Genomic DNA, 20737 nt, shown 5'->3' with positions numbered 1-20737 from the left:
TTCACTTTTACCGAACGATCATTACCATACCCGTAATAGTACCATGATCGCCTTCTTTCGTTTGAATAACATAATAGTAGGCGCCGGTTGGTAATGGCGTGCCATTGATATCGCCGCGCCAGGGATTGCTGTAGCCCGTGCTTTTGAATACGATCTGTCCCCAGCGGTTAAATACCTGAACGGTTGCATTCTTATAATCTTCAAGACCCGGAATACGCCAGGTATCGTTCTTACCATCACCGTTTGGTGTAAAGGCATTCGGAACCTTCAATTCCTTAAACACTTTCAGCAACATGCTGTCGGTGGCGGTGCAGCCCATTTCGCCGGTAGCAGTAATGTAGTACCGGGTGGTTTCCACAGGCGAAGCCATGGGTTGTAACTGACCGGGATTCGATAAATTAGTTGGAGGCGACCAGGTAACTGTAGCAGTGGCAGGCGTTACTGTTGCGTTTAACAGTACGGCCTTGCCAGGTTCTGTTATCAGGTCCGGACCGGCATCAACCACAGGGGTAGCATGTATTTTCACCACTGTTGAAGCGGTATCGGAAATACAACCATCACTGCTGGTAACGGCCATGGTAACTGTATAGGAACCGGCTTGTTTGTAGGTTTTGGCAGGATTAGCTGTTGTTCCGGTAGTGCCATCGCCATAGGTCCATTTGTAGCTGGCGCCGGTAGCATTACCAGGATAAGTACTTTTGTCAGTAAAGCCGAAGGATGTTCCGGTACATTGTTCAGGATTGCTTACGCCTATGCCGGCCACAGGTCTGTCGGCAAAATTTGTAATGGTAGTAGTTAATGAATCTGCACATCCCTGGTTGGTTGTAACCACCAGTTTAACGGGGTACGATCCGCGGGCCACATAATAATGCGTGGGACTTTTATCGGCAGCGGTTCCACCATCACCAAAGTTCCAGCCATATTGTAACGTACCGGAAAACGTACCCGGCACGGTGGTTTTGTTTACCAAATCAGCGGTACCATAAGGCATACATACTACTGCAGGTGCGTCAAATGCCACTTTGGGCGTAGCAGGTATGCTTACTGTTTTGGTGGCCATCCCGGCACAACCATCGCTGCTTCTGAAAGCCCACATGTTTACCGTATAGGATCCACCAGCTGCGTAGATCTTGTTTGGCTGGCTTACATTGTCTGTAGTTTTATCGCCAAAATCCCAGCGCCATTTGTCGATCAGGGGATCGGCAGAGCTGGCGGTAAAGGCAGAGGTTTTGGTGGCGCAATCCGGAACAGCAGTAAAATCGGCTGTGGGACCGGGTAATACGTCCACTTCTACATAAATGTTTTCGCTGTTGGTGCAATTATCAATAGAAGGCGATGTAACAGTAATGGGCACATAGTAGGTACCGGTTCCCGGCGCCTGCGCGGGTAACGGTTGTTTATAAATATTGTAGGTTTTGCCATCGATCACTTCCGTACCATCGGGTACCGGGTTGCTGTATACGATGTTGCCGCTGGGTTGAAAACCCGCCAGCAGTCCATAATTCCAGACAATACCGGTAACATTATACAATGTTTTTACCGTTACGGTAAAAGGAGTATTGGGACAGGTATATGAATTGGCAGTTGCACTGCTGTCGTTTTTAATTTCTGCCAGGTAGGTGAGGTTATTTACATAACTGCCGGCATTGTAACCATAACTTTCATGATCACCGAGGCCGTAAGCAATGGCATTGAAAACCGAATCGCTACGCACATTATGCTGGGCCCCGGTTTTCGACAATTCTTTCACCACCACTTTATAGCCAGGTAAACCGGGACAATCTATAACAAGGTCCAGCGCAGTACCTGCGCCGGGGGCGCTTCCATCGATCGACAGGGAGTTTATCCCGGCCGCGGGGATGGTGAGCATTAAATAATTGTTCAGGATGTTTTCCTTTTCAGCGCTGTAGAACGAAACATTATTGATTGCCTGTTCCATCGGGCTCAGAAAGATCATCTCCGGATCATTATAACTGGTAGAGCTGGTACCACAGCCTCCCTGTGAAACAATGAGCTGGGCCACCATAACAGGTTTATCGGCGGTGATATATTGCGGGGTTGATGCGCTGAAATCGTAATAGTTACCATATGGATTCAAACTACCTGGTACCGGGCTGCCATTGGCAAATACTTTTGTTGTTTTATCGCGTACATATACCCGGAAACGGTTTACACCCGGGGTATTAATATCATCGGTGTTAGCGGTAATGCCTGTAAGGTAACGGGCGCCCCAGGCCGTGGCGGGGAAAACCTGTTGCATAATAAAATCACCACTTGGTCCTAACTGACCGCCACCCGGACAGATCTCGGTACGGCTGCTTCCTGAAAATACAGAGATCGGGTGACACTTGCCATCGGCTCCGGCGATCGACAGGATAGTACTGCCCGACATATCATTACCTATCCCGGTAGTAAGTGTACTTCCCATTACATTAACAATCTCTCCTTTGTTCAAGGCTACTTCAAACGCCTGATTCCGCAGTACCCCACTTGCAGTTGTCATTGAAGGCGTGATCCGCACCCGGGTATTGTTCTCTGCCGCCACCACATAGAACCAGGAATGTGAATTGGCAGTACCATCACCATAACTCTGATTCGTATTGCAGGAAACATAGGTATATCCATATGTTTGAACCGGCAGCAACATGGCAGCGCCAGAGCTGTACTGGCCAAACACATGCGCATAGGCTACAATGGGCGCATCACTTTCGATATGAATATTCTTTTTGGAAATTCCTTCCCCCACCAACCGGGGATCTTCGGCTCCATTTTTAGGAATGAGGTCGGAGACCACCACCTGGCCGGCGGCTACGGTATAGTTCCTTACCCATGTTGTATTGGAAATGCTTACAGTAACATGAGCAGGCTGCTCGGCGCTCAGGTACAGTACCATATCCTGCGCATTGTTGGCATAAAAAAGAGCGTTGTGGCCATAGCCCACCCAAAATTCCTTTCCCTTGTTGGTAAAGCTCTGCCCATATGACAAAAGGCAGGCACTTGCCAGTATAAATGTCAAAATGACTCTCAATATCAGTTAGCTTTTATTGGCTAATTTATTTATGACCCGCCTGAAAGCAACCAACCCAAAACACCGAAAAGAAAAATAGTGGAAAAGCACTATTTTATTTCGTGAACCCACTGAATGGTGTTAACTTTCCGTTACCTGAATACCATGCTTACTTTACCTGGCTTTATCCCATAATTCTGAACACTTTGCCTGCCAGCGAAATTACCATTCATTAAAAAAGTTATGTATGTGGTGTAAGATTAGCATTGCAGTTCGCTTTTTGTGCTTGCTTTTGCTGTCTTGCTATATGAACCTGTTTTCATTGAACGCCCTGGGCCAGGGAGCCGTTGCTGAAAACAAACCCCAAACGATAGTTACTGATACACGTCTGAATGACACTATTTCCATAAACGCGGTAATTAAAACAGCCGATGGTTTGCGGGAGCAATTTATTGACAGCGCCCTGGGGCTGTACAACAAGGCTATGCGCGCCAGCCAGTTACTTCACTATAACTACGGCATGGCTAAAACCCTTTTTGGCATTAGCCGCTGCTATAATAATAAAGAACAAAAAGAAAGCTCCGTTTTCTACGCCCGCCAGGCCCTGAACTGGTGTCCGGACGACATCCGCGGCCACGAACTGACCGCTTCGGTTTACCTGGCCCTTTCGGAGATCTATTACTATCAAAACAGGTACGATTCCTGTTCGTATTACCGCTATACCGCCCTGCGGGAACTGGAGAACAACAAAGTGACGAACCCCCGCGCCCAGATAGGCGTGCTGTGCAGCATCTTACAGTTCTGGCTAAACGCCCATGAAGACATTCACAATGACCTGTACATTCGGGAAGTGGTGCAACGCATCAACAACATAGAGCGGAATGCCCTGGCTACCAACGACAGCTCACTACTGCTGAAGATCTATTTTCATAAAGGTGGATATTATAATAATATAGGGCAGAACGACTCGGCCCGTTATTATTGTGAACGGCACCTGCAACTGGGCCAGGCCATGAAAGCCTCTCCTTCCATGACCATTGCTACCCTGCTCAACATCGGGTTAACCTATATGGACGACAAACGGCCCGAAGCAGCCCTGCAGTATTATAAAAAAGCTCTTGCAGAGATCCCCGTGCAGCGGCAAAGCGAGAACAGGTATGTGATCTTTGCCAATATTTTTCAGGGCGAAGCGTACGCCATGCAGCACGACTGGAAAAAAGCCATCGCCATTACCGAGCCGGCGCTGGCCAGGGCAAACAGTTTCCAGATCATGCACCTCAGCGACCATGCGTACAAAACCCTGGCCGATGCCTATGAAGCCCTGGGCCAATACAAAAAAGCAAATGAACATCGCAAACAATACTCCCAGATCCGCGACAGTGTACAGCGCATCCAGAAGCTGGAGATGATGTATGATATGGAGGTAAAATACCGGCTGAGCGATAAAGATAAACAACTGGCTCAGCAGGAACTGGCCATTGAGCGGAATGAAAGCCGGCTGAAAACGAAAAATTTCTGGATCATTGCCATTTCGGCCAGTTTCATATTAATTTTGGCCATTGGCGTACTGATTTACCGGAATAATTACCATAAACAGACGTTACAAGCAGAAAAAATCCGTAACCTGCGGCAGGAAATACAAATTGCCAGTCTGCAGGCAATGGTGAACGGGGAAGAAAAAGAGCGGAGCCGCATTGCCCGGGAACTGCACGACGGTATTGGTGGAACCCTGGGCGCCATACGAACGAGGGTAAGCGCCATGGTGCGGAAATACAAGACCGCTCATACGAACGATGACTTTACAGAGCTGATGCAAATGCTGGAAGAAGCGTCGGCCGATCTGCGTAAAACCGCTCATAACCTGATGCCGGAGATCTTACTGCAGGAAGGCCTGGCCAAAGCGTCGCTTTTATTCTGTGAACGGGTGCGCAAAGGGCACAGCCTGCAGATCAATACCGAGATCTGGGGAAAAGTAAGGCGGTTGCCCGGTGATGTGGAACTAACCACTTACCGCATTATTCAGGAGTTGATCCACAACATTCTGAAACATGCAGGCGCCACGCAAGCCCTGGTTCAGATCGTTTTTCACGAATCGCAACTGTGCATTACAGTGGAAGACAATGGGCGGGGAATGCCGGCAGATGACAGTCACAGAGACGGCATTGGGCTCAGGACCATTCGCGAACGGATTAAATTATTGAACGGACAAATTGATACAGTAAGTACGCCGGGCGAAGGAACAAGTGTATATATTGAATTGAACCTGGCGGCAACGAAACAAAACAGCTTTGAGCAATGACAATTAAAGTAGCCATTACAGACGATCATCCAATAGTAGCCAATGGACTGAAAAAGATCCTGGATGATTTTCCCAATATCAACGTGGTAGCGGTGTATGCAACCGGCAATGCCATGCTGAAAGAAGTAGCTGCTTCCATGCCCGATGTAATGCTGCTAGACATGAACCTTCCCGACCTGGAAGGCCCTGACCTTGCCCGTCAGTTGATCAAAAAACATCCCTCCATCAAAATAATTGTACTTACCAGCAGCGACGTTACCGTTCAGGTAAAAAAAATGCTGCAACTGGGTTGCCAGGGTTACCTGCTGAAAGACTCAGATGACAGCACGATTGTTCAGGCTATTGAAACTGTTTATAACGGCGGACAATTTCTTTCTCCGGCCGTTCAACAGCAGTTGGTGAACGATATGTTCAGGAACAAAAGCCAGAAACAAAATACGCTGCTCACCCGCCGCGAAAAAGAAGTACTGCAACTGATTACCCAGGAATATACCAACCAGGAGATAGCCGATAAATTGTTTATCAGTTTGCATACGGTAGACAATCACCGCAGCAGCCTGTTACAAAAACTAGATGCCAAAAACACCGCAGGGCTGGTAAAGAAAGCGATCGAAAACGGCCTGGTAGATTAAAAGCGATAACAAAAATATATTTTGAATTTGGATAAAGGTGCCTGTTTTACTCTTTATCAACAGCGTAATTTATTACTCCATCAGCTTAATTATCAACAAGATTTCTGCTATTTAAATTTGACACGTCCAAATTCTCGGTTACCTGTCACTGAGTAAGTGTCAAAATATATTTCTGATTTCATAACTGCGGGATAACCATATTTCCTAAATTTCACTTGCATCGTAATCAATAACCGTTAGTACGATTACTTTTCCAATACTCCGGCGTTAAACCAAACAAGACATATAAAACTGATTAGCGCACAATTAAACCTTTTCCATGTATCAAGTTCATCTTTCCCTAAAGGACCTGCAGAAGGTTCGCAATGCTGCCCAGATCATCACTGAAAAGATAGAGCAACATTACACCATCCCCGTATTGGCAGAAATGGTTGACATTCCCGAAAAAAAATTAAAAGCGGGTTTTAAGCACCTCTTTAATAAAGGCGCCTTCAGATACCGCTGTGATTTTCTCTGGAACAGAGTAAAAATATTGTTGCTGGAAGACAGGCCGCTGAAGTCAGTAGCATTTGACACTGGCTTTAAAGACAAAAGCGCCCTGATAAAAGCCTTCAAAAATGAGTTTGGGCTAACACCCATCCAGTGGAAAAAAGACCACGAGAACGATGTGATGGCGCATTAGGGCTACTCACCTGCCGGGACATACGGTCCACCGGTTTCACCCCAACCCCACCTGGGCATGGGCTCGGCTTTTTGCATTGTGTTCTCAGTTAACTGGGAATTGATCACTGCTATGCGGCTGCCCCATTCCAGGTAACCAACGAATGCGGAACGAAATTCGGGATCGCTTTTCAGGCCTATTTCGTCTGCGGTTTGTAACAGCAGGTGCACCCAGCGCTGGCGTTTTTCTTCGGTAAGCATTTTACCAATATGCTTACCTATCATCTTTGCGTGGCTGCCACCTTCCTGTGAATATAATTTTTCACCCCCAAACACTTCCGCTACAAAATGAGACACGTGTTTTACATGCTCCGGCGACATATTCCTGAATACTTCGCCCAGCAGATCGTCCTTTAAAACCTTATCATAAAAATTTTTAAATAAGGCATCAAAGGTTTGCTGGTCGCCTGCCCATTCGAATAAGGTTGGAACGTTTTTCATGTTTGCTTTCTTGCAATATACTGAAATAAAAAACCCCCGACTGTAAACGTCGGGGGCAAAGTTTGATCCATATGAAACAAACTCCCATTACAGAATCACCTTCTTCACTTCATTATATCCTGCGTTATCGTTGAGTTGCACAATGTACATCCCGGTAATGTGGTTATTCAGGCTCATTGTTATCTTGTAGGAAGCCTGTTGATTATCTTTTTGTCCCATCACGCGGCCATTCATATCGATGATGCGTACAGTTACCGGATTTTTTATTTCCTGGTTAAATTCAATATTTACGGTATTGCCACTTGCATAGATCTTTGCAGCCGGGTTTGTTTCATTGCTGCGGATAGTTTTTACAGTTGAGTATTCAGATTTACCATCGATGTCTACCTGGCGAATGCGATAGTAAGCAACTGCTGCAGTCATATTCTTATCAGTATAGCTGTATTGTGTAATATCATCTGAATTACCGGCACCCAGCATAATCGCGATCACGGTCCAGGTACTGCCATCGAAGCTGCGTTGCACTTCAAAATTCTTGTTGTTATGTTCCATCGCGGTGCTCCAGTTCAACAATATGTTGTTATTGCTTTTTGTTGCATAAAAGCTGTTGAACAATACGGGCAGTGTGCTTAAATTAAAACCATTGGGCGAAACACCTGAAGTGCTGGCCGCAAAGCCGGGTCCATAGATGTATAAATTTGCTTTTTTATCGAATTTGTTCACGCCGCCTATCGAGATGAACTCGTTATTCCGGTTAACGTTCCAGGAATAGATGATGCCGGTTAATTCAACCACAGAGTTAGCGCTCAACCGCATTTTTTGCGCTACGGCAAGCGTACCTTTTACTTTAATATATACATTGGCCAGGGTATCGTTTTTATCAAATACCACCCCTTTGCCGGAAGGTATTACAATAGAATCACCATATGTTGGTATACGGTTCAGGTCCCAGTTGGATGCATCTGACCAGTTGCCCCACCAGCTGGTAAAAGTAATTACGGGTCGTGCCTGTACAGAAGCAACAGAGATGAAAAGGATTGCGATAATTGAGTAGATCTGTTTCATAAGGTAAACTTTTTTTGTGTTGATTGATTTCGCAGTAGGTATTTCCAACGGCATACCGTTTTCTGGCACGGAGTAAAAGGAGGATGGTATTTACCGGCAGCAACCGCCAGCTGGTCTATAATCGTCTCAGATACAGCTAATTGAAAAAACACTTAGTGATTAAAATAAATTCACTTACGTGGTATTACGAACGAAAACAGGTGGGAGAACTGTCCCATCGCGGGATTTTTCTATATAATTTGGAAAAAAGCCCTTGTTTGGAGCAAAGGAAATATGCCTGAATTGCGCAGTTATGTACTAAAACGACACACTTATAGGCTAAAACAGCACAGCTATCAACTTTCATTAGGCGCTTTCACCGGTTTTATTATTTTTATGCGGCTTATACCATTAGCTGTTAAAACCCTGACTTGAGGATCTGATAATTCACCCATGCTATTTTCCCCTGGTAGCCGTAGAAAATGAAACCTTTATCATTACCGCATCTATTTATTGTACTCATAATTACGTTTTGCTGTAATTATGCCCTGGCCCAAAACCCAACGTTGCAGGTAAGCGGCAACCCTACCACCTGTCATGGCTCTGAAGGGTCAATTACTTTTGGCGGGCTTCTTCCCAATACCACTTACCAGATAAGATATTTTGACAATGGCATATTACAGGGTCCCATCACCGTAACATCAAACGCAACGGGACAGATAAACATTCTTAATTTAAATGAGGGCACCTATCGCAATTTTACATTCACGAGCGGCGGCTCATCCGTATCGTATGTTGGCGGCGTTACCCTCACCGACCCTATCCTGGACCCTCCTACATTCAATTTTCTGCCATCAACCATATGCCAGGGTGATCCGGCGCCAACGCTGCCCACCACCTCAAGCAATGGATATAGTGGAGGCTGGAGCCCGGCTATAGTAAGCAACACCCAAACAGGTACCTATACGTTTACGCCAACAGTTACCTGCGCCGATCCGGTTAGCATCACTATTACAGTAACCCCAAAGGCTCCTGTAACGTTTCCCTTTGGAACCGGGATGGTGATATGCAGTAGCGGAACTGTACCCGTATTAACCAATACATCCACAGAAGGCATAACAGGGAGCTGGAGTCCGGCGGTGGTTGACCCTACCCGTTCGGGCACTTATGTGTTTACACCCACTACCCCGCCACCAGGTTGCCTTACCGGGACTACTTTTACCCTTACAGTGAACCCGATCATCACCCCAACCTTTTCATTTGGTACGAGCTCGTCTGTCTGTACAGGTGGTGGCGTTCCTACCCTGCCCAATATCTCTCAAAATAACATCACCGGCAGCTGGAACCCTACCGTGGTAGACCCTAATAATTCCGGTACCTACACCTTTACGCCCAATCCCAATCAGTGCGCCATACCTGTTACCTATACATTGACCGTAAAACCCATTATACCACCCGTATTCAATAGTTTTCCCAATTCAAAAGCAACTATTTGCAGTGGTGATCAGGCGCCGGTTTTACCTACAGCCTCGGATATTGGGCAAACAGGCACCTGGAGCCCGGCTGTTGTGAGCAATACAAAAAGCGGAACGTATGTATTTACCAGCACCAGCGATCCGTGTGCACCACCAACTACGGTGACCGTAACGGTGAATCCTATTATTACACCAGCATTTAACTTCGGACCTTCCCAGTCCGTTTGCATAAATACCACGCCGCCGGTTCTACCCGGTGTTAGCAATAATGGCGTGAATGGCACGTGGAGCCCGGCCATCGTAGACAATCAAAATTCAGGCACCTATACTTTTACCCCGGCAACCGGGCAATGCGCGGTAGGTACTACTTTTAATTACCAGGTGAACCCAATCCCATCTTTCGTTTCTTCCAGTACAAGAAAAGACACCACGGTGTATGATGGCGACGTGATCCCTTATTATGATTTCCCGGTAAACATCCCGGCCGGTATAAACTGGACCAACAACAACACCAATATAGGCCTGGGCGCATCCGGCTCAGGCACTGTGCCCCAGTTCACGGCTACCAATATGACCAATGATTCCATTTCCGGGGTAATTACAGCTACCCCGTATGTGAATGGTTGTATGGGCGCCACTCAATCATATAAAATAACCGTGAAGCCAAAATATAAAGACGTTTATGTGCCGAATGTTTTTTCGCCCAACAATGATGGCAAGAATGATCTTTTATATGTGTATGGCAATTACATCGCCACGCTTGAACTGCACATCTTTAACCAGTGGGGCCAGAAAATGATTACCATAACCGATAAGCAACAGGGCTGGGACGGAAAGTTCAAAGGAAGCGCTCAGCCTGTTGGGGTGTATGTGTATGTATTAAAGGCCACCACTACAGACGGAAGGCAGTTGAACAGGAAAGGCTCTATTACGCTTGTACGATAGACAATGCGATTACTGTAACGATACTTTACAATGAATAAGAAATTAATTATACAAACCGTTTGGTGTATGGTCTGGCTGCTGCTGATAACTGTCAGCAGAACAGTTGCACAAACCGATCCGCACTTTACGCAACAATATACATTCCCGATGTATCTGAACCCGGCGCTTACCGGCAGCGTCGATGGCGATTACCGGGCTTCAGCCATTTTCAGGAACCAATGGGGCAGCGTCACCAACCCCTATCGCACCATGGGTGTATCGTTCGATGCGCGCACCAACAAGAATGTGGCCCTGGGAATAAACCTGCTGAATCAATCTGCCGGGGATGGCGGTTTTAATTACCTTACCTCCTCCTTTTCATTTGCCTATACAGGGGTTAAGTTCGGGCCATCGCTGAACCATCATATTGTAATGGCTATGCAGGGTGGTATTATTAACCGCCGGGTCAATAAATCAAAATTTAAATGGGGCGATCAATGGGAGCCCATTACCGGCTACAACCCTAACAGAGCAACCACAGAAACGTTTGCCCGAACTTCGTCAACCGTGCCGGATATTGGCGCCGGCGTATTATATTTTGATGGCGGGGCCGATAAAAAATTCAACCCGTTCGGCGGTTTCTCCATCTATCATCTTAATAAACCCAAAGACCCCATCATCAGTACTACCACCAACTCCGAATTAAATACCATCCCCATGCGGTATTCCATACATGGCGGGGTAAGTTATAACATCTCAGATCGCACCCGGATCATTCCGCATGTGATGTACATGCGCCAGGGCACGGCTTCTGAAACAATGGTTGGGGTATACGGACAAATAAACGTTGATGCGGTTACTGATTTTATGGTAGGTGGTTATTACCGCGGTAACGACGCGGTGGCGCCTTATGTAGGCATTGATTATAAAAATTTTGTTATAGGCGTAAGCTATGATGTAAACACCTCCAGGCTTGGTTCCATGACAAAAAATGTAAACAGCTTTGAATTGAGCCTGTCTTACATTAAACGGTCGGGCACAAAGAATGTGGTTGATTTTATCCGTTGTGCAAGGCTTTAATTGATTATTATGCGAATGCTTTCATTTTTAAAGATAGTTTTCCTGGTTGCCTGCATCAGCTGGCTGCCCTGTGCGGCACAGCAGGTAGTGGTAACAAAAGATCCGCTGCAACTGGCCGATCAGTATTTTGCTGCCGGTGAATATTATACCGCCGCTAACTTATATGAGCAGGTGCTTAATCCGGCTGCAAACACCCGGAAAAGCGAGGCATTCCCCGTGTATTCCCAAAGAAGTAAAGGAGGTTACGTGCTTCCTAAAAAGATCTCCCGCGAAGCTATTTTGTACAAACAGGCCGAAAGTTATCGCCTGGCGCATTACTGGCTGCAAGCCGACTCCACCTATAAAAAATGTCCTGATCATATTGACGCATTATACTGGACGGCCATTTGCGAACGCAGCCTGGGGTTATATGAGGAAGCAGCCGCCAACGTGCGTCAATACCTGGATGCTACCAATACCAATAAACAGTTTGTAGATGCTGCCGATCAGGAATTGGCCACGCTGGCATTCATCAAAAAACAGCTGGCCCGGCCCGACACGGTATTAGCACACATAAGAAAGTTGAACGTACCGGATAGTTATGAAAAAGGCACATTTGCGGTTACCCCCTTACAGGGCAATCAATACCTGGTAAGCAAAACAAAAACTGATTCACCCCTTGTAAAAGGGTATAATCCCAATAACAGCCACCTATTTAAGGCCACATTGGAAAACGACAGTCTAACCCAGGTAACGCAACTCAAATTATCAGATGCAGGTCCATTGACAAACCAGGGCGCGGCCAACAGCACTGCCAATGGCAACAGTATCTATTTTACCCAATGGCAAAAGCTAAACGGCCGGGTGGTGTCGAACATCTATGTTACCAAAAAGGTAAATGGAACCTGGTCGGCTCCGCAATTAGTGAGCAGCATCAACACCAATGGCTATAGCAGTAAACAACCCGTTTGCACGCCAGATGGCAGGTACCTGTATTTTTCATCTGACCGTCCGGGCGGTACCGGCGGTTTCGACATTTGGTATGCGCCGCTTAAAGAGGATGGCAGCGTAGGCGAACCCGAGAATGCCGGCCGAACGATCAATACCGAAGGCGATGAACAGGCGCCATTTTACCACCCCAATAGTAAAACGCTGGTGTTCTCCAGCAATGGCCGTCCTGGTATGGGCGGTTATGATCTGTTTTCAGCTCAGGGTAATACCATCACGTGGAGCACGCCGGCGAATATGGGTTACCCGGTTAACTCATCGCGGGACGATATTTATTTCTATGCCCTTGAACAAAACAACCTGTTAGGTGACGCCCTCATTGGCTCCGACAGAGGCAGTGGCTGTTGCCTGGAAACATACCGCATAAACAAATTGCCCAAACACAACCAACTGACAGGTGTGGTGCTGGATACAAAAAACCAAAAGCCTATAGCCGATGCCATTGTAGTACTTACAACTCCTGGTGGTAAAACCACCCAGGCCACTACAGACATCAACGGTAACTATGTATTTGACAGTGTCGACAACTCATTCAACAACCGGCAACTGGTAGTAACCAAACAAAACTACCGCGATACTGCTGCAGTTATCGTCATCAAAAAAACAGACAACAACGATCTACTCACTGATCATCATATTAACACAGATATCTTCATAGAGAAAAAGTTTGTACTGAAGGCGGAGAACGTAGTTACCGTTTATTTCGACTTCGATATGTATAACCTGAAGAAAGAAGCGGTACGCAAACTGGATTCTGTATACAACGTTCTTCTTGAAATACCAACAGCCACCTTACAGATCAGCGGTTATACCGATGGCAAGGGCAGCAATGAGTACAATGCCAAACTATCTGACCGGCGTGCCCGTGCCTGTGCCGAATACTTTATCCAGAAAGGTATTGCCGCCAGCCGCATCACCTTTGAATCATTCGGCGCCTGCTGCCCGCTTGAAATGGAGTTGATCAATGGCCGTGATAACCCCGATGGCCGAAGCAAGAACCGGCGGGCGTTAATTAATATTACAAAGGAGTAAACTTATCCGACAAATATCGGCTAATATATATAAATACTTTTATCTTTCGGTTACATGAATGAGTCGTATTGATTATTCAGAACTTTCTGATTATGACAAAAGCAAGTAACCATGCGAATCCGGGTTCGGATATTATTGTACAGCCTGAGTATAAACAGTTTCTACAGGAAGTAAAACAACGCATTAAAAGCAGTCAGGCTAAGGCCGCATTAGCGGTAAACAAATCCCTGATCCAATTATATTGGAGTATAGGCAAATTGCTTGTTGAAAAACAAACAGCCTATTCCTGGGGTACTAATGTAATAGAGCAATTATCCACCGACTTGAAAAGCGAATTCCCTGGTTCGTCAGGGTTCTCGCCAAAGAATTTACGGTGTACCAAACAATTTTATCTTTTTTATAGTTCCCCAATTTGGCAACAAGCTGTTGCCAAATTGGGGAATACACCTGATCCCCCTGCTTTAACATCTGCGAACGAAGAGGAATCAACAGAAGATCAATCACTTACAAAACTGCGACAGCTTGTTGCAGAAATTCCATGGGGACACCATCTGCTCATTTTAAATAAAATAAATGCCCCGGAAGAAGCATTGTTTTACCTCCGCCAAACCATGGAGCAAAACTGGAGCAGGAACAATCTGTCATTCTACATTGAGCAAAAGCTCTATGCCCGGCAAGATATGGGCATGTCAAATTTTAAAGAAACCCTGCCAACGCCTCAGGCAATCCTTGCGGAACAAATATTAAGGGACCCTTACAATTTCAGTTTTCTGACCCTTGAAACGAAAGTGAAGGAGCTTGATCTGGAAAAGCAGTTAACAGAACATATTACCAGGTTCTTGCTGGAATTGGGAAAGGGGTTTGCTTACATTGGCAGACAATACCCATTGAAAATTGGCGAAAAAGAATACTGGATCGATCTGCTCTTCTATCATATCCGGCTGCGTTGTTTTGTGGTGATCGATCTTAAAGTCTCGCCATTTGAACCGGAACATGCCGGTAAAATGAATTTTTATTTATCTGCCGTAGATGATCTGTTAAAAACTGAGGCCGACCAGGCCAGTATAGGTATTGTGCTTTGCAAAAGCAAAGGCGCTATAGAAGTGGAATATGCGTTAAGGGGTATTTCAAAACCCATAGGAGTAAGTCAGTTTATCTTAACTGAAGCACTTCCTGAAGAACTAAAACCCAATATTCCTACAGTGGAGGAATTTGAACAGGAAATCAGCCGTTTATAATTTGGCAACAAGTTGTTGCCAAATTGGATTACACTTTCCTCAACCGCTTGCGCAGCAAATGACCTTTCCATAACCAGAAACCTGAAATAATCACCAACGGTAAAATGATCCATTTTACCACCATGGCCTGGCGTGGCATGGTGGCTAATGGACCGTAGATGTAACCAAGAATGGGAATGCTCAGTACTATGTGCAACCATCGGATTATCTTTCTTTCGGTTGATGCTTTCATGAATAAAGATTTTAAGTTATTGGATTATTAAGTTGTTAGTTTACTCATTAACCTAATAATTTAAGAACCTATAAACGTTTACCTGTTTACAGTAGAGTCACCATGTAATCGTTCACAACGTTCATTGTAATAATGCGCCCGGTATCTGTTCCAGCCAAAACGCATACTCAACCCGGTAGTAGCAAAAAACAATACGATTTCGAGGATGGCAGCAATCTTACTGAAAATACTCAGGGTTCTTCTTTGAGAGAAATTGCCGAAAATGGCGCCAATGATAAATACCATACTGGCTATAAACAGCACGCGGAATAAAATGAATAACGGGAACATAAAATAGAATTTAATTTAAAAAACAGCGTTTCAACAGCGCTAAACGCTTACCAGACTCTTCGATCCTTCGACTCCGCTCAGGACGCTCAGAGTTCATCACAAAGCTACGCCTGGTATATAGCCGTTCCCGTGATGAGTAGAGGAACAGGTAAGATGTGTAGACGAGTTTACTTATTGAGGGGAATCACCGCTTCTACCGCAGCCCGGTAACTTTCACTGAGGGGTAATTCAACGGACCCCAAACAAATGAGATCGCGTTTTACTGCGGTTACCTTATCGGCGGCAATGATGTAGGATTTATGGATGCGCACCAGCCGGTATGGGAGTAATTTATCTTCCAGCGCTTTTAAACTCATTTTGGTGATCACTGGTTTAGAGGCAGAAATCAGGTAGATCTTCACATAGTCCTTCATCCCTTCTATATAAACGATCTCGCTGATATTGATCTTAACCTGGTTGTATTCTACATAAACAAAAAAAGAAGCGGGCAGCTCTTTGGGAGTAGTTGCTTTTTGCTGCAGGCGGAATAATTCCTGCGCTTTGTTACAGGCTTTTAAAAAGCGTTCAAACGAAACCGGTTTTAACAGGTAGTCAACAGCAGCCAGTTCAAACCCTTCCCAGGCATGCTCCTTATACGCCGTTACAAAAATGATCATGGGCGGGTGCTGCAAGGATTGCACGAATTGAATACCATCCAGCCCGGGCATTTGAATATCGAGGAAAATAAGGTCTACAACTTCACGGTGCAACAGTTCAGTAGCTTCCAGCGCATTTTTACAACGGCCCACCAATTGTAAAAAGGGCACCCGGCTGATGTTATCAACCAGTAAATCCAACACCCATTTTTCATCGTCCACGGCAATACAACGCATCATAACAGGTTACAATTTAAATGAACTGAATAAATATTGTTCTTATTATCAATACTCAACTGGTAATTGTTGGCATATAATAACTCCAACCGGCTTTTTACATTGTTCAGGCCAATGCCCGAATGCCGGTCTTTTGACTGGTTGGCCGGATTATAATTATTCACCACCCTAAAGTCGAGTTGTTGCTCCTTTACCGTAAGGGAAATTTGTATAAACGGGTCCTTTACCATACCAATCCCATGTTTAAATGCATTCTCAATAAATGGCACCAGCAACATGGGTTCTATCATTCCCTCGGGATAGTCGTTTTGAATGCTCAGAGAAATGGCCACATCTTCCCCAAACCGCAATTGCTGCAAGGACACATAATTCTCTATTTGCTCTATTTCTTTGCCAATGGCAATTTTCTCCTCATTGCTTTCATACAACATGTAACGTAACAAATCCGACAGCCTGATCAACGATGGTTCCAACAGGTTCGATTGCAGGCGGGCCATGGAAACCATATTGGTAAGCATATTGAATAAAAAATGCGGGCTCACCTGCGAGCGTAATAATTTCAACTCGGCATCGAGCCGTTGTGCCCGCGCTTCTTTTTCCATTCTTTCAAAACGGATCCGTTCATATACCAGCCGGTAAATAATACTGGCAAATAAAAAGGGGACTAATGGAAAAAAGATCACTCGCCGGTTAAAAGTAGTGTACTGAAAGCCCGGTTGCAGCAGGTGTAACAGGAAAACCTTGGCAAAACCGGAAAGACAAACGATCGCAACCAGACAGATAAGATACAACCACCAGGTTCTTTTGTTCAGCAGTTTGGGATACAGGTAAAATGCATTGAAGTAAAAAAGCCCGATGTGATAAAGCGTAGTTAATAAGTAAAAGGCAGCCGGCAACCCAAAAAAGGACGTATCCCAAAACATAATGCCGGGTATACCTAACAGCAAGATCCAGACTGCCGCATGGATCCATTTGGGAGAAATAGTCCGTTGTGCCGGTTTCATGCATGAAATTAAGCAGTATTACTGTTTAACACAAGCATGCGTAGACAAAAGGAGAAAATGGGTAGATGAAAAACGACTCTTTTATTACGGCTTCACAGTTCAGAATGTAAAGTATCAGCCACGAGTTGACGGGTGGTTGCCGTGAGGTCGGCCATATCCTGTAAAGAAATAATCTTGTCCAGGTAAACTTCTCTGTTCACTGCAGTCATGATCTTTTTATGCATGGCTTCCTGCAGCATTTCGATACGCTTTCTTGGTTCGTAAGAGCGGATATAAAAAAGAAGGGATTCCGTTTTGTTCCAGCGTTCAACGATCTTGCCATAGAACAACTCTGCCACTTCGGGATCATGCGTCATCAAATGTTTTAAAAAACTAAGATCGTAGGAACGTATTTCGGTTGCAGTTAATGTTTTGCTGAATTCATTGAAGGGAGCATCGGGCAGAAAGGCCAGGTTGCCAAAAAATTCACCCTGGGTTACGATTTCATACACGCATTCCTTTCCCTTGGGCGATAACCGGCCCAGTTTCACAGCACCGCTGATGATCTCATAAATGTCGGTAAAACGCTGAGGCGCCCCGTACAACCAGGTTCCTTTTCGTAATGTATGAAAAGCACTTTTTTCCTTTACCCCCGGGATATTCTTTGATACGAGGTAGTTGTACAAGCCCATTTCTGCTACCTTAGACATGTCGCAATTTTACAGGGAAATTTGAACTTGTGCAAACGTATGCAAAAAAATTTCAGCAGCAGGACAGTTGATAACAATTATTTAACAATAAAGTGCTGAAATTCCAGTAATAATGCAGCAAGGAATTTACCCATTTATCGCCCCTTTTTCCTTTCTAAGGATGCTCTATCGTCGTTTCCAGATAACCCACTACTCATTCCTCAACGACTGCACCGGATTTACCCGGGCTGCCTTTACCGACTGCCACGCTATCGTAAGCAAAGCAACACCCACCGTAATTATGCCAGCTTCAATGAATACTATTGGCCCGATGGAAACACGGTAGGCAAAATCTTTCAGCCATTCGTTCATGGCCCAGGTACAAAGCGGCACGGCAATCATTATAGCAAGAAGCACGAGTTTGATAAAATCTTTCGACAACAATACTACGATGCCGCTTACCGATGACCCCAGCACTTTGCGAACGCCAATTTCTTTTACCCGCTGTTGCGCCATAAAAGTGGACAGCCCTAATAAGCCCAAACAGGCAATACAAATGGCCAGGCAGGAGAAAAAGGTGAACAGTTGCCCGAAATGCTGATCGGCCTGGTATTGTTCGTTGAACGATTCATCGAGGAAATGATACATAAACGGACGCTGCGGCGCCATGTTGTCCCAGGTAGTTTTTATATGCGCCAGCGTAGCAGGAATGTTCTCCCCTTTAATAGCCACTGAAATGCGATTGAGATCATTAGGATAACCATAGCGTAAAGTAAGCGGTTCAACCGCCTGGTGCAACGACCGGAAATTGAAATCTTTTACCACGCCTACGATGTACCCTTTTCTGCCCCATTGTTCAAACTTTTTTCCCACCGCATCGGCAGGATTGGTATAGCCAAACAGTTTTGCTGCTGCTTCATTAATGATCATCCCCTGTGCACTATCGGTGAGGTGCGATCGCTCATAAGCGCGGCCTGCTATCAATGGAATATGATAAACCGGAATGAAGTCGAAATCTATTTCATAAATAAGCGGTCCTTGAAAAGCAATTTGTCCATCGGGTGCCTGGATTCCTGTACCTGCATTCGGCAAAAATTCACCGGGTACGGCACGCGAGGCAGCCACGGCAACAACACCGGGCTGATCGGCAATGGCCTTTTTAATAGCTTCAATATTTTTCTGCACTTTATTATCGCCTTCAAAGTTGATGATCAGCATTTGATCTTTCTGAAAACCAAGATCGTGGCGATTCACATATTTCAATTGATTGAACACTATGATGGTGCCTGCAATCAGCGCAATTGATAAGGTAAATTGAAAAACAACCAGCGCCTTGCGCAGCGATACACTCCCACTGGCCGGATTGAATTTTCCTTTTAGTACCGTGATTGCCCTGAACCCGGACAGGAACCAGGCGGGGTAAATACCCGCGCCTATACCAACTACCACCGCAAAGCCAGCCATTGCAATAAACAACCAGGGATTAAAGAAATTTACATAGGCAATTTCTTTCCCTGATAGTTTCTCGATCAATGCAATGCCTGGTTTTGCCAGCACAATCGCAATAACAGCAGCGGCTAATGATAACAAGATAGATTCAAAAAGGAATTGCCACATGAGGCTCATTGGCCGTACGCCCAGCACCTTGCGAACGCCCACCTCTTTTGCTCTTTCCAGCGAACGGGCGGTTGACAGGTTCATAAAATTGATACAGGCGATCAGCATAATAAAAATCGCAATGCACAAAAACAGGTATACATTCAGCATACTGCCTGTAGGCCCAGGCTGACGGGTTGCTAATGAATGCAGGTAGGCATCGGTCATTTTTTCAAATTTGATCGCATAGCCTTTATCATCCGGATTACGTCTTTTTACAAACTGATCGGCCTTTGCCTGCAATGACTTTATATCGGTATTTTCTTTTAACAACAGGTAGGTATAAAAATCAACATAGCCCCACCAGCCAAAAACCTCCTCGCGAAACTTGTGCATGGTTGTCATCGACATCAGTCCGTTGAAAGTGAACTGCGAGTTGGGCGGCAGGTCTTCCATAACCCCGGTAACCATCACGTTGGTCTGGTTATCTACCTTCAATGGCTGTCCTACCGGATTTTTATTACCAAAGAATTTCTGCGCCACTGATCTGGTCAACACAATACTAAAGGGAGCGGTCAGCGCGGTATGCGGATTCCCATAGATCATTTTCCAACTGAAAACGTCAAACGCGGTAGAATCCATAAACAGCACGTTATCCTGTTGTACGCGTTTATCGCCATTTTGCAGCAGGAAGCTGTTTGGGCTCATAAACTGCACCACCTTTTCAATTTCCGGGAAATCGGCCTGCAGGGCAGGTCCCAGCGGCGCACAACCCCATACCTGGTAATCCTGCGGGGTAGCTGCTGCCAGTTTTGCGCCCGGTTCTACATGGCGAAAAGTTTGCACCACGCGGTAGATCCTGTCTCGTTTGGTATGGTATCGGTCGTATGAATTTTCGTGATACAGGTATACGCTAATCAGCAGGCAACACGTCATGCCAATGGCCAGTCCGGTTACGTTAATTAACGTATAGAATTTTCTTTTCATCAAATTGCGCCAGGCGATCTGGAAGTAGTGACGGAACATGACAGGCTGATTTAGTAGCTGGTAAATTCACAAGCCTTGTGCCATTCGTGTTCTCCTTGTAACACATGGGCCATAGCGGGCTGCCGGTGTTCAATTCCGGGCGGTGGGTGTACGGTAATGATACAGTGGT

The 20737-nt window shown here is 45.6% G+C and carries 16 protein-coding genes; 7 read left to right on the top strand and 9 right to left on the bottom strand.

Annotation, left to right across the window (positions count from 1 at the left end; translation table 11 throughout):
• Nucleotides 1-7 precede the first annotated feature (7 nt).
• The gene (locus NIAKO_RS07350) at nt 8-2986 is read right to left on the bottom strand and encodes a PKD domain-containing protein (RefSeq protein ID WP_133055388.1); all 2979 of its coding nucleotides are present in this window, start codon (nt 2984-2986) and stop codon (nt 8-10) included.
• 268 nt (nt 2987-3254) lie between these two features.
• Between NIAKO_RS07350 and NIAKO_RS07345 the strand changes: the two genes are divergently transcribed.
• From NIAKO_RS07345 to NIAKO_RS07335, 3 genes are all read left to right on the top strand, one after another.
• Nucleotides 3255-5306 carry a tetratricopeptide repeat-containing sensor histidine kinase gene (locus tag NIAKO_RS07345; protein WP_014217779.1) on the top strand — a complete coding sequence of 684 codons (2052 nt, stop codon included), beginning with the start codon at nt 3255-3257 and terminating at the stop codon, nt 5304-5306.
• Nucleotides 5303-5938, top strand: coding sequence for a response regulator (locus NIAKO_RS07340; protein ID WP_014217778.1), 636 nt, complete (start codon nt 5303-5305; stop codon nt 5936-5938). Before NIAKO_RS07345 ends, NIAKO_RS07340 begins: the two co-directional genes overlap by 4 nt.
• 319 nt (nt 5939-6257) lie before the next feature.
• Nucleotides 6258-6620, top strand: a complete 363-nt coding sequence (locus NIAKO_RS07335) for a helix-turn-helix domain-containing protein (RefSeq protein WP_041346471.1) — start codon at nt 6258-6260, stop codon at nt 6618-6620.
• A gap of 2 nt (nt 6621-6622) precedes the next feature.
• On the opposite strand, the gene NIAKO_RS07330 is transcribed toward NIAKO_RS07335, so the two are convergent.
• Nucleotides 6623-7099, bottom strand: coding sequence for a group II truncated hemoglobin (locus NIAKO_RS07330; RefSeq protein WP_014217777.1), 477 nt, complete (start codon nt 7097-7099; stop codon nt 6623-6625).
• An 87-nt stretch (nt 7100-7186) separates the two neighbouring features.
• A complete protein-coding gene (locus tag NIAKO_RS07325; RefSeq protein ID WP_014217776.1) occupies nt 7187-8164 on the bottom strand; it encodes a T9SS type A sorting domain-containing protein in 978 nt (325 codons plus the stop codon).
• Between the two features lie 461 nt (nt 8165-8625).
• Between NIAKO_RS07325 and NIAKO_RS07320 the strand changes: the two genes are divergently transcribed.
• The 4 genes from NIAKO_RS07320 to NIAKO_RS07305 all read left to right on the top strand — a co-directional run bounded on the left by NIAKO_RS07320 (nt 8626) and on the right by NIAKO_RS07305 (nt 14879).
• A complete protein-coding gene (locus tag NIAKO_RS07320) occupies nt 8626-10563 on the top strand; it encodes a T9SS type B sorting domain-containing protein (RefSeq protein ID WP_014217775.1) in 1938 nt (645 codons plus the stop codon).
• Between the two features lie 30 nt (nt 10564-10593).
• The gene (locus NIAKO_RS07315; RefSeq protein WP_014217774.1) at nt 10594-11622 is read left to right on the top strand and encodes a PorP/SprF family type IX secretion system membrane protein; all 1029 of its coding nucleotides are present in this window, start codon (nt 10594-10596) and stop codon (nt 11620-11622) included.
• Nucleotides 11623-11631: 9 nt separating this feature from the next.
• Entirely contained in the window at nt 11632-13641 is a 2010-nt protein-coding gene (locus tag NIAKO_RS07310; protein ID WP_014217773.1) for an OmpA family protein, read from the top strand.
• Between the two features lie 92 nt (nt 13642-13733).
• Nucleotides 13734-14879 carry a PDDEXK nuclease domain-containing protein gene (locus tag NIAKO_RS07305; protein WP_014217772.1) on the top strand — a complete coding sequence of 382 codons (1146 nt, stop codon included), beginning with the start codon at nt 13734-13736 and terminating at the stop codon, nt 14877-14879.
• Nucleotides 14880-14907: 28 nt separating this feature from the next.
• On the opposite strand, the gene NIAKO_RS07300 is transcribed toward NIAKO_RS07305, so the two are convergent.
• From NIAKO_RS07300 to NIAKO_RS07275, 6 genes are all read right to left on the bottom strand, one after another.
• Nucleotides 14908-15111 carry a hypothetical protein gene (locus NIAKO_RS07300; RefSeq protein WP_014217771.1) on the bottom strand — a complete coding sequence of 68 codons (204 nt, stop codon included), beginning with the start codon at nt 15109-15111 and terminating at the stop codon, nt 14908-14910.
• Between the two features lie 78 nt (nt 15112-15189).
• Nucleotides 15190-15441 (bottom strand): hypothetical protein, encoded by a 252-nt coding sequence (locus NIAKO_RS07295; protein ID WP_014217770.1) that lies wholly within the window; start codon nt 15439-15441, stop codon nt 15190-15192.
• A gap of 167 nt (nt 15442-15608) precedes the next feature.
• A complete protein-coding gene (locus NIAKO_RS07290; RefSeq protein WP_014217769.1) occupies nt 15609-16316 on the bottom strand; it encodes a LytR/AlgR family response regulator transcription factor in 708 nt (235 codons plus the stop codon).
• Nucleotides 16313-17317: a sensor histidine kinase gene (locus tag NIAKO_RS07285; protein ID WP_014217768.1), complete on the bottom strand. Its 1005-nt coding sequence runs from the start codon at nt 17315-17317 to the stop codon at nt 16313-16315. The genes NIAKO_RS07290 and NIAKO_RS07285 overlap by 4 nt, the downstream gene beginning before the upstream one ends.
• Before the next feature lie 92 nt (nt 17318-17409).
• A complete protein-coding gene (locus tag NIAKO_RS07280; protein WP_014217767.1) occupies nt 17410-18006 on the bottom strand; it encodes a Crp/Fnr family transcriptional regulator in 597 nt (198 codons plus the stop codon).
• Between the two features lie 189 nt (nt 18007-18195).
• The gene (locus NIAKO_RS07275) at nt 18196-20607 is read right to left on the bottom strand and encodes an ABC transporter permease (RefSeq protein ID WP_014217766.1); all 2412 of its coding nucleotides are present in this window, start codon (nt 20605-20607) and stop codon (nt 18196-18198) included.
• Nucleotides 20608-20737: the final 130 nt, after the last annotated feature.

This window comes from Niastella koreensis GR20-10 (assembly GCF_000246855.1).
Lineage (GTDB): Bacteria > Bacteroidota > Bacteroidia > Chitinophagales > Chitinophagaceae > Niastella > Niastella koreensis.
This window is presented reverse-complemented; position numbering and strand designations above follow the sequence as displayed.